This is a genomic window from Streptomyces sp. NPDC096132, from assembly GCF_044763345.1.
GTDB lineage: Bacteria > Actinomycetota > Actinomycetes > Streptomycetales > Streptomycetaceae > Streptomyces.
Map to the genome: position 1 here is coordinate 359456 of NZ_JBIWGA010000009.1, position 13040 is coordinate 372495.

Annotated in this window: 12 protein-coding genes; 5 read left to right on the forward strand and 7 right to left on the reverse strand. The window is 73.0% G+C overall.

The genetic code is table 11. The annotated features are described in order from the left end of the window. Positions 1 to 2: 2 nt before the first annotated feature. Together ACIRF9_RS23565 and ACIRF9_RS23570 are read left to right on the forward strand one after the other, a co-directional pair. A complete protein-coding gene (locus ACIRF9_RS23565; RefSeq protein WP_403825459.1) occupies positions 3 to 674 on the forward strand; it encodes a FadR/GntR family transcriptional regulator in 672 nt (223 codons plus the stop codon). 156 nt (positions 675 to 830) lie between these two features. Next, positions 831 to 1775, forward strand: a complete 945-nt coding sequence (locus ACIRF9_RS23570; RefSeq protein WP_403825462.1) for a PAC2 family protein — start codon at positions 831 to 833, stop codon at positions 1773 to 1775. 38 nt (positions 1776 to 1813) lie between these two features. On the opposite strand, the gene ACIRF9_RS23575 is transcribed toward ACIRF9_RS23570, so the two are convergent. The 5 genes from ACIRF9_RS23575 to ACIRF9_RS23595 all read right to left on the reverse strand — a co-directional run bounded on the left by ACIRF9_RS23575 (position 1814) and on the right by ACIRF9_RS23595 (position 6454). Beyond that, complete coding sequence (locus tag ACIRF9_RS23575; protein ID WP_403825464.1) at positions 1814 to 2776, reverse strand: SMP-30/gluconolactonase/LRE family protein; 963 nt, start codon at positions 2774 to 2776, stop codon at positions 1814 to 1816. A 162-nt stretch (positions 2777 to 2938) separates the two neighbouring features. After that, a complete protein-coding gene (gene mshC / locus ACIRF9_RS23580) occupies positions 2939 to 4168 on the reverse strand; it encodes a cysteine--1-D-myo-inosityl 2-amino-2-deoxy-alpha-D-glucopyranoside ligase (RefSeq protein ID WP_403825466.1) in 1230 nt (409 codons plus the stop codon). Positions 4169 to 4292: 124 nt separating this feature from the next. Continuing rightward, positions 4293 to 5126: an SCO1664 family protein gene (locus ACIRF9_RS23585; protein WP_403825468.1), complete on the reverse strand. Its 834-nt coding sequence runs from the start codon at positions 5124 to 5126 to the stop codon at positions 4293 to 4295. Further along, positions 5090 to 5680, reverse strand: a complete 591-nt coding sequence (locus ACIRF9_RS23590; protein ID WP_403825470.1) for a DUF3090 domain-containing protein — start codon at positions 5678 to 5680, stop codon at positions 5090 to 5092. The genes ACIRF9_RS23585 and ACIRF9_RS23590 overlap by 37 nt, the downstream gene beginning before the upstream one ends. Positions 5681 to 5767: 87 nt before the next feature. Beyond that, positions 5768 to 6454: a histidine phosphatase family protein gene (locus tag ACIRF9_RS23595; RefSeq protein ID WP_403825472.1), complete on the reverse strand. Its 687-nt coding sequence runs from the start codon at positions 6452 to 6454 to the stop codon at positions 5768 to 5770. Between the two features lie 62 nt (positions 6455 to 6516). On the opposite strand from ACIRF9_RS23595, the gene corA reads away from it, so the two are divergent. Next, positions 6517 to 7512 (forward strand): magnesium/cobalt transporter CorA, encoded by a 996-nt coding sequence (gene corA / locus ACIRF9_RS23600; RefSeq protein ID WP_403825475.1) that lies wholly within the window; start codon positions 6517 to 6519, stop codon positions 7510 to 7512. On the opposite strand, the gene ACIRF9_RS23605 is transcribed toward corA, so the two are convergent. Together ACIRF9_RS23605 and ACIRF9_RS23610 are read right to left on the reverse strand one after the other, a co-directional pair. After that, positions 7513 to 8301 (reverse strand): ferritin-like domain-containing protein, encoded by a 789-nt coding sequence (locus tag ACIRF9_RS23605; protein ID WP_403825477.1) that lies wholly within the window; start codon positions 8299 to 8301, stop codon positions 7513 to 7515. A gap of 181 nt (positions 8302 to 8482) precedes the next feature. Next, positions 8483 to 9538, reverse strand: a complete 1056-nt coding sequence (locus tag ACIRF9_RS23610) for an LLM class F420-dependent oxidoreductase (RefSeq protein WP_403825480.1) — start codon at positions 9536 to 9538, stop codon at positions 8483 to 8485. 224 nt (positions 9539 to 9762) lie between these two features. Here ACIRF9_RS23610 and ACIRF9_RS23615 point away from each other — a divergent pair, with 224 nt between their 5' ends. Beyond that, positions 9763 to 10749: an aldo/keto reductase gene (locus ACIRF9_RS23615; RefSeq protein WP_403825482.1), complete on the forward strand. Its 987-nt coding sequence runs from the start codon at positions 9763 to 9765 to the stop codon at positions 10747 to 10749. Next, on the forward strand, positions 10746 to 12908 hold the full coding sequence (locus ACIRF9_RS23620; RefSeq protein ID WP_403825485.1) for a helix-hairpin-helix domain-containing protein: 2163 nt from the start codon (positions 10746 to 10748) through the stop codon (positions 12906 to 12908). Before ACIRF9_RS23615 ends, ACIRF9_RS23620 begins: the two co-directional genes overlap by 4 nt. Positions 12909 to 13040 lie beyond the last annotated feature (132 nt).

The following is a 13040-nucleotide window of genomic DNA, read 5'->3' on the forward strand; positions in this document are numbered from 1 at the left end:
TCATGGCAGTCACCGACGAGGCGATCGAGAAGATCAAGGGCATGATCGTCTCGGGTGCGCTGCGCCCCGGGGACCGGCTCCCCAAGGAGAGCGAGCTGGCCGCCGAGCTCGGCCTGTCCCGCAACTCCCTGCGGGAGGCGGTGCGCGCCCTGTCGCTGATCCGGATCCTGGACGTGCGCCAGGGCGACGGCACGTACGTGACCAGTCTCGATCCCCAACTGCTGCTCGAGGCGCTGTCGTTCGTCGTCGACTTCCACCGCGACGACACGGTCCTGGAGTTCCTGGCCGTGCGCCGCATCCTGGAGCCGGCCGCGACCGCGATGGCTGCCCTGCGCGTCAGCGAGCAGCAACTGGACGCGCTGGACGCCCAGTTGGAGAAGCTGGGCGACGCGCCGTCGGTGGAGGAACTCGTCGCGTGCGACCTGGAGTTCCACCGGGGCATCGTGCAGAGCGCCGGCAACTCGGTGCTGTGCTCGCTGCTGGACGGTCTGTCGGGGCCCACCACGCGGGCGAGGATCTGGCGCGGGCTGACCCAGGAGGACGCGGTGGCCGGGACGCTGCGCGAGCACCGCGCGATCCTGGCGGCGCTGCGCAGCCGGGACGCGGAGGCGGCGCGTGCCTGGGCGACGGTGCACATCGCGAGCGTGGAGCAGTGGCTGCGGTCCACGCTCTGAGGTGCGTCGCCCGAGAGGGGGGTGGCGCGGGGTGTTCGAGCGTGGCGAACGGGGCAGTGATCCGTTCACTCCCCCGTGCAAGGGGGCTGCGGGCGCCCCCGCGGAACGCCGTAAGGTTGGGTGGTCAAGCGAGGGCACGTCGGAAGGAGGCGCTGGGTGATCGAGCTCGAGGGGGTTCCCGAGCTGATCGACCCGGTCATGGTGGCCGCGTTCGAGGGCTGGAACGACGCCGGCGACGCCGCCTCCACCGCGGTCGCGCATCTGGAGCGGGAGTGGAAGGGCGAGGTGTTCGCGGCGCTGGACGCCGAGGACTACTACGACTTCCAGGTGAACCGTCCCACGGTGTTCATGGACGGCGGCGTGCGCAAGATCACCTGGCCCACGACAAGGTTGTCGGTCGTGCGGGTCGGGGGCGAGAAGCCGCGGGACCTGGTGCTCGTACGCGGTATCGAACCGTCCATGCGCTGGCGCTCGTTCTGCAACGAGCTGCTCGGCTTCGCACACGAGCTGGGCGTGGAGCTGGTGGTCATCCTGGGCGCCCTGCTCGGCGACACCCCGCACACGCGTCCGGTCCCGATCTCCGGGACGACGTCCGACGCCGACCTGGCGCAGCGGATGGACCTGGAGGAGACCAAGTACGAGGGCCCGACGGGCATCGTCGGCGTCCTGCAGGAGGCGTGCACGCACGCGGGTGTGCCGGCGGTGTCGCTGTGGGCGGCCGTCCCGCACTACGTGTCGCAGCCGCCGAACCCGAAGGCCACGCTGGCGCTGCTGAACCGGCTCGAGGACCTGATCGACGTGCGCATCCCGCTGGGCGAGCTGCCCGAGGACGCGCGTGCCTGGCAGGTGGGCGTGGACCAGCTGGCCGCCGAGGACAGCGAGGTCGCGGAGTACGTGCAGACGCTGGAGGAGGCCCGCGACACCGCGGAGCTGCCGGAGGCGTCGGGTGAGGCGATCGCCCGCGAGTTCGAGCGCTATCTGCGGCGCCGGGACGGCGGCGGCCCGCCCGACCCCGGGGAGCGGACCAGGCCGCCGAAGCCGCCGAAGCCGAGCGGGGAGACCTCCGAGAACACTGACGACGAGGATTCGTCGGAGGACTGAAACGGGGCGGTGCGCCATGGGGCGCACCGCCCCTTCCGTCACGCCGGGACGGCGACCACCGAGTACGTCGTCTGAGGTGTCGGAGTGGTCGTGAAGCGGGCGTTGGCCAGGTAGAGCCGGTCCCCGAACGCGGCGACCGTGGTCGGCACGTCGAAGTCCGTGTCCGTGATCCGCTGCTTGAACACGCCGCTGCGGCCGTCGGCGGCCAGCGTGAACACGTCGATCGCGTTCTGCCGGTTCTGCACGACGTACAGCGTCCGTCCGGTCCGCAGCAGGCCGTCGCCGTTGGTGAGCGGGGCCGCGTCCCCGAGGTCGACCAGGGTGGTGACGCCGGTGCGCGGGTCGACGCGGTGCAGTCCGCCGACCCCGCTCTGGACGACGAGCAGCGCCGAGCCGTCCGGGGTGCGGGTGATGCCGTTGGCGTTCACCGATCCGTTGTCGACCTGGGTCCAGGCGCCGCTCAGCGGCAGGCGTACGACGTCGGCGGCGTCCGGGAGTTCACCGCGCCGGCCCAGCGGCAGGGCGTACAGGGTGGGCTGGTAGGAGTCCGTGAACCAGGCCGCGCGCGGGGTGAGGAAGACGTCGTTGGTGAACGTCGGGGTGGTGGTGGCGAGCGCGTAGGAGGCGAGGATCTCGCCGCTGCGTACGTCCACGACCCGGGCGCCGGCGTCGCGTCCGGCGACGAACAGCCGCCCCCGGTCGTCGAGTTTGAGGCCGACGGACGGGGTGCCGGGGCCCTCGGAGACGATGGTGCCCGCGCCGGTGCGCAGGTCGGCGCGGTAGATCGAGCCGTCGCCGAGCGAGCCGAGGTAGGCGTGGGGGCCGTGGCCGATGGCGATGCCCTCGGGGCGGAAGCCGTCGGGCAGGGGGATCACGTCCGGCCAGGAGGCGGTCGCGTGGGCGGTCGTGCCGAGGGAGGCGGCGCCCAAGGTCGCGGCGCCGATCGCGAGGAGCCGGCGGCGGGAGAGGGGATGTGCGAAGGAACCGTGTGTGGGTGCCACGGGATGTCCTTCCGCGTAGGGACCGGCAGTTGGCCGGTCCAACGGTCAACTACCGCCCCACCCCATCACAGACAGCCCCATGGTCACAGCGTCCGACAGCATGTCGACAGCAAGCGAGGGGGCGCCTCCCGTGGTGTACGGGAGGCGCCCCTCGCTCACGGGTTACAGCGCGACGCCGAGCAGTGCGTCCACGGCCCGGGACACGACGCCGGGTGCGCCGATGTCCGTGCCGCCCCGCTCCTGCTGGAGCGCGGCCCAGCGGTCGACGGCGGCCAGCGCGGCCGGGGCGTCGAGGTCGTTCGCGAGGGCCTCGCGGATCTCCTCCACCAGGGCTTCGGCGGGCGGCCCGTCGGGCCGGGAGACGGCCGCGCGCCAGTGGCCGAGCCGGGCGACGGCGTCCGCGAGCACCTGGTCGGTCCACTCCCAGTCGGCCCGGTAGTGGTGGGCGAGCAGGGTGAGGCGGATGGCGACTGGGTCGACGCCGTCCGCGCGCAGCCGGGAGACGAAGACGAGGTTGCCCTTGGACTTGGACATCTTCTCGCCGTCCAGGGCGACCATGCCGGCGTGGACGTAGGCCCTGGCCATGGGGAACTCGCCGGTGAGCACCTGGGCGTGCGAGGCGCCCATCTCGTGGTGCGGGAAGGCGAGGTCGGAGCCGCCGCCCTGCACGTCGAAGGTCATGCCGAGGTGGTCGAGGGCGATGGCGACGCACTCGATGTGCCAGCCGGGCCTGCCCCGGCCCAGCGAACCGCCGTCCCAGCTGGGCTCGCCCTCACGGGCCGCCAGCCACAGGATCGGGTCGAGCGGGTTCTTCTTGCCCGGGCGGTCCGGGTCGCCGCCGCGCTCGGCGGACAGCAGCCGCATCGCGGCGGCGTCGAGGTTCGAGACCTTGCCGAAGTTCGGGTCGGACTCGACGGAGAAGTAGATGTCGCCCTCGAGTTCGTAGGCGGCGCCCGCGTCCCGCAGTCGTTCGACGAGCGGGACGATGCCGGGTATCGCCTCGACGGCGCCTATGTAGTGCTTCGGCGGGAGCATCCGTAGGGCGGTCATGTCCTCGCGGAAGAGGGCCGTCTCCTTCTCGGCGAGGGCGACCCAGTCGACGCCGTCGCGGTCGGCGCGCTCCAGGAGCGGGTCGTCGACGTCGGTGACGTTCTGGACGTAGTGAACCTGCCGCTTGGTGTCGAGCCACACGCGCTGCACGAGGTCGAACGCGTTGTAGGTCGCCGCGTGCCCCATGTGGGTCGCGTCGTACGGCGTGATGCCGCAGACGTAGAGACGGGCGACGGGACCGGGGTCGAGGGTGACCAAGCCACCGGTCGCGGTGTCGTGGATCCTCAGGTCGCGGCCCTGACCAGGCAGGGCGGGGACCTCGGAAGCGGGCCAGGCATGCATGTCATGAGCGTAACCCGGACGGATGTTGCGTATACGAACCGGAGCGGCCCGGACGACCGGGAAGGCGCTCTTGTGCGATTCCGTCCGGTGTGCTTGCGGCCCCGTCCGGTGTGCCCGCGGCTCGTCACACCGGTGGCCAGGGGATGGCCGGCCACTCGCCGCTGGGCTCGGGGTGCTTCCCGGACTCCAGGAGGGCGTCGACACGGGCGCGTGTGGCGTCGAGTTCGGCGGGGGTGACCAGGGCGGCCAGGGTGCCCGTGAGCCGCCCCGAGGGCTCCAGGGCGGCCTTGAGGCCCTGGAGGACGTCGACGGCCTCTCGGGTCAGGGGCTCCCCCGCCCAGCCCCACAGGAGGGTGCGCAGCTTGTTCTCGGTGTTGAAGGTCACTCCGTGATCGATGCCGTAGAGCCGGCCGTCGGCGGTGGGCAGCAGATGGCCGCCCTTGCGGTCTGCGTTGTTGATCACCGCGTCGAGGACGGCGAGCCGCCGCAGCCGCTCGTCGTCGGCGTGCACCAGCAGCGCGGTCCGGCCCTCCCCGACCTCGGCGAACCCGATCGCCTTCCAGCCGGGCTCCGGCTCCTCGGTGTCGACGAGCGCGAGCAGTTCGGCCTCGGGCGTGGCCTCGATCCACAGCTGGCACATGCCCTCGCCGTACGGTCCGTCGCGCAGCACGGTGGGCGGGACGAGCCCCCAGCCGGTCGCCTCGGACACCTCGTACGCGGCGACCTCGCGCCGGGCGAGGTTCCCGTCGGGGAAGTCCCACAGGGGTCTCTCCCCGGCGACGGGCTTGTAGACGCAGGTGGCCTCGCGGCCCTCGTGGGTGACGGTGCAGTACAGGGCCGCGTTGGAGGCGTCGCGGATGCGGCCCCGCACGGTCAGCTCGCCCCGGGCGAGGAGGTCGGCGGAGGCCGGGCCGGTGGTCGTCACGCCCCGCGGCGGTATCCGTTCTGGCGCGGACATACGTGTCCTTCCGGGTCGAGCGGCAGGCTGCACAGCGGGCACGGCGGCCGGCCGGCGTTGACGACGTCGAGGGCGCGCTTGGCGAAGGCTCTCGCCTGCGCGCCGGTGAGCCGGACCCGCAGCATCGGGGGCCCGTTCTCCTCGTCCTGGAGGAGCCGTTCCTCGGCCTCGGCGAGGTCCTCCTCGGAGTCCGCCTCCAGCTCCACGAGGGCCTGCGCCTCGACGATCATGCGCTGTTCCTCGCCGTCCCAGGCGAGGGCCATGGTGCCGACCCGGAACTCCTCCTCGACGGGGGCCTCGAGGGGGGCGGTGTCGGCGTTCTCGGCGGGCGCCACGGCGGGCACGGCCGCGTTGCCGCCGCTACGGCGTACGACCTCGTCCAGCAGTTCGTCCATGCGCTCGGCGAGCGCGGCGACCTGGGTCTTCTCCAGGGCCACGCTGGTCACTCGGGCGCCGGCGGTGGCCTGGAGGAAGAAGGTACGGCGCCCGGGCAGTCCGACCGTACCGGCCACGAAGCGGTCCGGTGGGTCGTAGAGGAACACCTGACGGGACACGTCCTGTCTCCATGGGAGTCGTGGGTTCGGGAACGTCCATGCGTGTACGCGCGTATGTGGACCGCTTCACCCTACTGCGGCCGACGATCACGGTGCGCCCGCGCCGCCCCCGACCGTCGCGTCACCGGTCGGGGGTTCCTCGCGCGGCGCCAGCGAGGCGAAGTCGCCGGTGTCGCCGAGGCGCACGAGAAAGGGGCGCAGCCGGGTGTAACGGATCGCGGTGATGGAACACGGTTCGACGGAGATCCGCTGGAAGAGGTCGAGATGAAGCCCGAGCGCGTCCGCCACGAGCGACTTGATGATGTCGCCGTGGGAGCACATCAGATAGACGGCGTCGGCGCCGTGGTCGCGCTCCACGCGCGCGTTCCACTCGCGTACGGCCTCGGCCGCGCGCGTCTGCATGGCCCGCATGGACTCGCCGCCCGGGAAGGCGGCCGCGGACGGGTGCGCCTGCACGACCTCCATCAGGGGCTCGTCCTTCAGTTCGGCGAGCTTGCGCCCGGACCAGTCGCCGTAGTGGGCCTCCCCGATCCGCTCGTCGGTGTGGACGGGCAGGCCGGGGCGGGCGTCGAGCAGCGGCCGGATCGTCTCCTGGCAGCGCTGCAGGGGGCTCGCGACGACCTCGGCGATCGGCAGCCCCTCCAGCCTGCCGGGCAGCGCGGCGGCCTGCGCGGCCCCGCGTTCGTCGAGGGCGACGCCGGGCGTCCAGCCGGCGAGCACTCCGGAGGTGTTGGCGGTCGAACGTCCGTGCCGGACGAGGATCAGCGTGGGCATGCGGCCCAGCGTAGGCACACACGCGCGTGCGCTGTGCGGCGCGCGAGAGGAGAATACGCTCCGTGATCGTCGACTGCGGGATCTACCGCGACGGGCACCGCACGGACGGCCCGGAGGACCTGTCCGACGCGCTGGCCGAGGCACGCGCGTCGGGTGGTTTCGTGTGGATCGGGCTGCACGAGCCGACCGAGCAGGAGTTCGAACACGTCACCGAGGAGTTCGGGCTGCATCCGCTCGCCGTGGAGGACGCCCTCAACGCCCACCAGCGGCCCAAGCTGGAGGTGTACGACGACTCGCTGTTCCAGGTGTTCAAGCCGGTCGTGTACGAGCCCGAGAGCGACGCCGTCTCCTCCGGCGAGGTCATGGTCTTCCTCGGCGACGCCTTCGTGGTCACCGTCCGCCACGGCGAGGGCTCTCCGCTGTCCGCCGTACGACGGCGTCTGGAGGAGGAGCCGGAGATGCTCGCCAAGGGGCCCACGGCGGTCCTGTACGCGATCGCCGACGCGATCGTGGACCACTACCTGGAGGTGGCGACCGAACTCGGCACGGATCTGGAGGAGCTGGAGGCGGAGGTCTTCTCGCCGACGGGCGGCGGCTCGCGCCACACCGCGTCGCGGATCTACGGCTACAAGCGGCAGCTGCTGGAGTTCCGGCGGGCCACGGTCCCGCTGACGCCGCCGATGACCCGGCTCGCGGACGTCGGCGGCCTCGGTTCGGGGCTGCCCTACGTGAACGACAAGGCGCGGCCCTTCTTCCGCGACGTCAGCGACCACCTCACGCGCGTGAACGAGTCCGTGGAGGGCCTGGACCGGCTGGTCTCCGACATCCTCTCCGCGCATCTCGCGCAGACGAGCGTCCGGCAGAACGACGACATGCGGAAGATCTCCGCGTGGGCGGCGATGGCCGCGGTCCCCACGATGATCGCGGGGATCTACGGCATGAACTTCGACCACATGCCGGAGCTGCACTGGCTGTGGTCGTATCCGGCGGTGGTCCTGGCGATGGCCGGACTGGAGGTGCTGCTGTACAAGCTGTTCAAGCGGCGCGGCTGGCTGTAGTCAGGCGAACTCGGCGGCCGTCGTCGGCGGGCCGTCCAGGGCGTTGCGGTGTTCGGGCATCTCCAGGGAGACCATCCGCCGCCAGCCCGCGAACCGCTCCCAGGCGTACACGGCGTGGATGCCGGCCGCGAGGACGGCCGACTTGGCCTTCGGCCAGCCGAGGATGCGGCCCATGTGGGCCATGACGGCGAGGCTGACGTCGCGGTAGACACGGATCTCGGCGAGCGCGCACTCGCGCAGGGTGCGCTGGATGGCGCGGCCGTGCCCGGCGTACGCGAAGCGCAGCAGTTCCTCGTGGCAGTAGGCGAGGTGGTTGTCCTCGTCGTGGGAGATCATCTTCACCGCGCGGCCGATGCCGGGGTGGTCGGCGAAGTGCTTGCGCAGCAGGTCCATCTGCTCGGAGGCCCGTTGCTCGGTGACCCGGCTGTGGGCGAGGTAGGTGACGATGTCCTGGACGGTCAGCGGCCGGTCGGCCCTGAGCTTGTCGTGGGCGAGGCCGATGCCGTGGCGCTCCAGGAGCATCGTGTAGTCGGTGTCGGGCGGCACGGGGACGGGTTCGACGCCGCGCTTCTTCATCAGGGCGTTGAAGATGCGCCCGTGCTTGTCCTCGTCGGCGCCGTGCCGGGTGATCTTGGGGGCGAGGTCGCGCTGGTCCGCCGGGACGAGCGCGGCGATGCGGGCGTTCTCCCAGCCGCCCTGCGACTCCCCGCTGGCGGCGATGGAGCAGAACAGGGCGAAGGACTCGTCGTTGTCGAGGATCTCCTGGAACAGACTCTTGGCCGAAAGCATGCAAATGAGTCAAATGCGGCACGGTACTCGCCGCAACAGCTGTGTCGGAGGACTCGGCCGAAAGGATGAGGACCTCGGGCGCGCCGGAGGCGTAACCGCGCGCGTTCCGGCGCGTTGTTCTTCGTGACGGCCGTGGCGGGGAAGACCCCCGAGCCCCCACCACGGCCGCAGAACTTCCCCCTTACGCCAGCCCGGCGAGCTCCAGCGCCTGGGCGCCGGCCCGCAGCGCGGCCAGGCGCTCGTCCAGGGTGAAGCCCGCGGGGGCGAGGGTGAGGGTGGTGACTCCGGCGGCCGCGTAGGCCTTCATCCGGTCGGCGATCCGCTCCACCGAGCCGAGCAGCGCGGTCCGGTCGATCAGGTCGTGCGGGATCGCGGCCGCGGCGCCCTGCTTGTCGCCGGCCAGGTACTTGTTCTGGACCTCGGCCGCGGCCTCCTCGTAGCCCATGCGCTGCGCGAGCTGGTTGTAGAAGTTCTGCTTGCGGCTGCCCATGCCGCCGACGTACAGGGCGGTGTACGGGCGGAAGGTGTCCGCGAGCCGCTCGACGTCCTTGTCGTCGCCGAGCGCGAGGGGGAGCGTCGGGCAGACGTCGAACCCGTCCAGCGTCTTGCCGGCCTTCTCGCGCCCGGCCCGCAGATGCTTGATCGCGGTGTCCTCGAGGTGGTCGGCCGAGGGGAAGATGAGCAGCGCGCCGTCGGCGATCTCACCGGTCTGCTCGAGGTTCTTCGGCCCGATCGCGGCGATGTACAGCGGGATGTGCTCACGCTCCGGGTGCACGGTCAGCTTGATCGGCTTGCCCGGGCCGCCCGGCAGCGGCAGCGTCCAGTGCTCGCCCTCGTACGACAGCCGCTCCCGCGTCATCGCCTTCCGTACGATCTCGACGTACTCACGGGTCCGGGACAGCGGCTTGTCGAACTTGACGCCGTACCAGCCCTCGGAGACCTGGGGCCCGGAGACGCCGAGGCCGAGGCGGAAGCGGCCGCCGGACAGGGAGTCCAGGGTGGCGGCGGTCATCGCGGTCATCGCGGGCTGGCGCGCCGGGATCTGGAAGATGGCCGAGCCGACGTCGATCCGCTCGGTCTGCGCGGCGACCCAGGTGAGCACGGTGGCGGCGTCCGATCCGTAGGCCTCGGCGGCCCAGCAGACGGCGTACCCGAGGCGGTCGGCCTCCTGGGCGACGGCCAGGTTGTCCCCGTCCATTCCGGCACCCCAGTAGCCGAGGTTGATCCCGAGCTGCATGGCCGATTCCCCTTACTGATCAGTAACGACGCTGTTGCCCCGACCTTAGCGCGGGGGGCCGGGGGCGGGGAGGGCGGTGTGGTGAGGGTCGCTCGGCCGGGTGCCGGCGGCGTGGCCTGCGCGGCGGCGGGACTCCGGGTGACCGGAATCCGAAGGTGACGCGCGGAGATTCCGTTGTCCACAGGCAACCCACGGCCCAGTTCTGGCCAGTAATCTCGGCGTTCATGGAGCAGAGGCATCTCGGCCGCACCGGCCTGCGTGTGTCCCGCATCGGGCTCGGCACCCTGACCTGGGGGCGTGACACCGACGAGCACGACGCCGCGGACCTCTTGAAGACGTTCTGGGAGGCGGGCGGCACCCTCGTCGACACGGCGGACGTGTACGGCGACGGCGATGCCGAGTACCTGCTGGGACGCCTCATAGAAGGTCTGGTGCCGCGCCGGGACCTGATCATCTCCACGAAGGCGGGCAGCGTGCCCGACCCGGACCGGCGCTTCGACGGCTCCCGGGGCCACCTCCTCGCCGCCCTCGACGCCTCCCTCGCCCGCCTCGGCACGGACTACGTCGACGTGTGGCACGTCCACGCCTTCGACCCGGACACGCCGCTGGAGGAGACCCTCCAGGCGCTCGACATCGCTGTCGCCAGCGGCCGCGCCCGCTACGCCGGTGTCTCCAACTTCTGCGGCTGGCAGCTCGCCAAGGCCGGCACCTGGCAGCTCGCCGCGCCGGGCACCCGCACCCGGCTGGCCAGTACGCAGATGGAGTACTCACTGCTGCAGCGCGGCGTGGAGCGCGAGGTGCTGCCGGCCGCGCTGGACCTGGGCATCGGGCTGCTGCCCTCCTCGCCGCTCGGCCGGGGCGTGCTCACCGGCAAGTACCGGGGCGACGCCCTGCCGCCGGACTCGCGCGCCGCCTCGGACCACTTCGCGCCCTTCGTCGAGCCGTACCTGGACGACACCGCGAGCCGCATCGTCGACGCCGTGACGACCGCGGCGGACGGGCTCGCCGTGACCCCGCTCCAGGTCGCCCTCGCCTGGGTCCGCGACCGGCCCGGTGTGACCGCGCCGGTGGTCGGCGCGCGCAACGCGCAGCAGCTCACGGCGGCACTGTCAGTGGAGGCCCTTAGTCTTCCTGACGAGATCTGCCGGGCCCTCGACGACGTGTCGGCGCCCGTGCACCGCTATCCCGATCACGACTGGAGCACGCTGTGAGCACGGAGCCGGACCCCTCGGAAAGCACCGAGAACACCGGGCCGGGGACACCGGACGACACCGGTGCAGCGGAGAACGCCGGGAACGAGAACGGGGGGAACGCGAACGCCGGGAGCGAGAAGGGCGGCGAGGAGGCCTCGGCCGAGCTGTCCGAGGCCCAGGCCGAGCTCGCCGCGCAGAAGCTGGAGCGGGAGCGGATCGAGCGGCGCAAGGCCGAGAGGGCGGGGCCCGTCGACAGCGGTGCCAAGCTCAGCGGCAAGGCCGCCGACCTGCTCGCTGCGGTCCGCGCCGTGGAGAGCGGGGCCAAGCCCACCGCCACCGTCTTCAGCGAACCGGAACCCCCGCGCCGCCCCGCCGCCTCCGAGCCCGTACGCCGCCCGCAGCCGGTGGCCGCCGAGCCGGCCGCTCCCCCGGCGCCCGCGCCGGACACCGTGGAGGCCGTGCGGCGCGTCCTGCACGACGGCGGCGCCCCCGAGGCCCTCGCGCCGCAGGTCGCCGGGGCTCTCGGCGAGGGTGGCGAGGACACCCTGCGCGAGGACCCCTGGCAGCTGCTGCGCGTCACCGGCGTACGGCCCGAGCAGGCCGACGGTTTCGCGCGGGCGCTGCTCGGACCGGAGTGCGCCCCCGACGACGAGCGGCGGGGCCGGGCGATGACGGTCTGGCTCCTGGAGCAGGCCGCCCTGGCCGGTCACACCGCGCTGGAGCTGCCGACGCTCACCGCCGCACTCGGCCGGCAGGCCGTGCCGGACGCCGACGCGGCCGTGCAGGGCGCCCTGGCCGAGGGTGAGGCGCTCGCCTTCCAGGACGCCCTGGAGGAACCGGGTGCCGCCCCCGCGCGGGCCGACGAGGAGGACGGCGAGGAGGAGGCACGCCCGGTCCGTGTCCTGCTCGGCCTGGAGCGGTACGCGCTCGCGGAGGAGAGCCTCGCGGACGGCCTGGCCCGGATCGTGAACTCCCTGGCCAAGGAGGCCTCCGCGGAGGCCGGGTGGGAGTCGGCCGCGGCCTCCGCGTCCGGCAGCGCGGCCGAGCTGATCCGGGCCGTCGCCGGTCACGGCCTGGTGCTGCACACCGGCGGCGAGGCCGCCCGCGCCGAACCGGCGGCGCTGTTCGCCGCCGCCCGCGCCCTGGGCCTGCGTGCCGTCGTGGCCTGCCACACCTCGATCGGCCGACACGGGTTCGGCTCGCTGGTGGGCGAGGCCGGGGACGCCGTCGTCACCCTGTCCGGTCTGCTGTCGGGCGCCGAGGGCCCCGGCCGGGACGGCGACGGCGCCCTCGCCCTGGACCTGCTGATCGTGCCGGACGCGCCGCGGCTCGACGTGGAGAGCGCCGCGATGGTGGTGGAGTCGCTGCCGGACGGCGCCCGGCTGGTGCTCGGCGGGGACCCGGCGGAGCTGTGGTCGGCCGGTCCGGGCCGGGTCTTCGCCGATCTGCTCGCGGCCCGGGTGTGCCCGCAGATCGCCTCGCGCACGCCCGACCCCGGGCCGCTCGGCGAGCTGCTCTCCGGGATCGGCATCGGCGAGCTCAACCAGGTCGAGGCGCCCGGCAAGGAGCTGGTGATCGTGCCGGTGCGGGACGCGGCCGAGGCCGTGCACCGGACCATGCAGCTCGTGTTCGAGTCGGTGCCGCGGGCCTTCGGCGTCGAGCCCGGGCAGACGGTGGTGATCACCCCGGGCCATGGCGGCCCGGCCGGTACCCGTGCGCTCAACGCCGGCATCAAGGAACGCCTCAACCCGGGCCCCGGCCGCTTCGGCGGCTTCGACGTCGGCGATGTGGTCGCCCACTCCCCCGTGCCGGGGCAGGTGGAGCTGGGCCGGGTGGAGAAGGCGGACGCGGACGGACTGCATCTGTCCTGCTCGGGCACCTCCGTCGTCGTACCGCGGGAGCGGGTGGAGCAGACCGTGCGGCACGGCTGGGCGCTGACCGCGTATCAGGCAGCGGGCAGCCGGTGGCCCGCGGCGGTCGTGGTGCTGCCCGGGGACGCGGCGCAGGCCCTCTCCCGTCCGTGGGTGTACACGGCCTTCGGCCGGGCGGAGCGCCATCTGTCGGTGGTGCACGGTGTCGAGCAGGCGCTGGCGAGAGCCGTCGCCGAGGTCCCGGCCAAGCCGCGGACGACCCGACTGCCGCTCCTGCTGCGCACCCAGGTACCGGCGGCCGGCTGAGGACTCCTCGGGGCGAACGCGGGCGGGGGGGGGGGGGGGGGGGCGGCGGGGGCCCCCCCCCCCCCCCCCGGGGGGGTAGGTGGCGCCACAAACCCCGGCGCGGGGGCCGCCCCCCCAAGAGCCCAACACCGG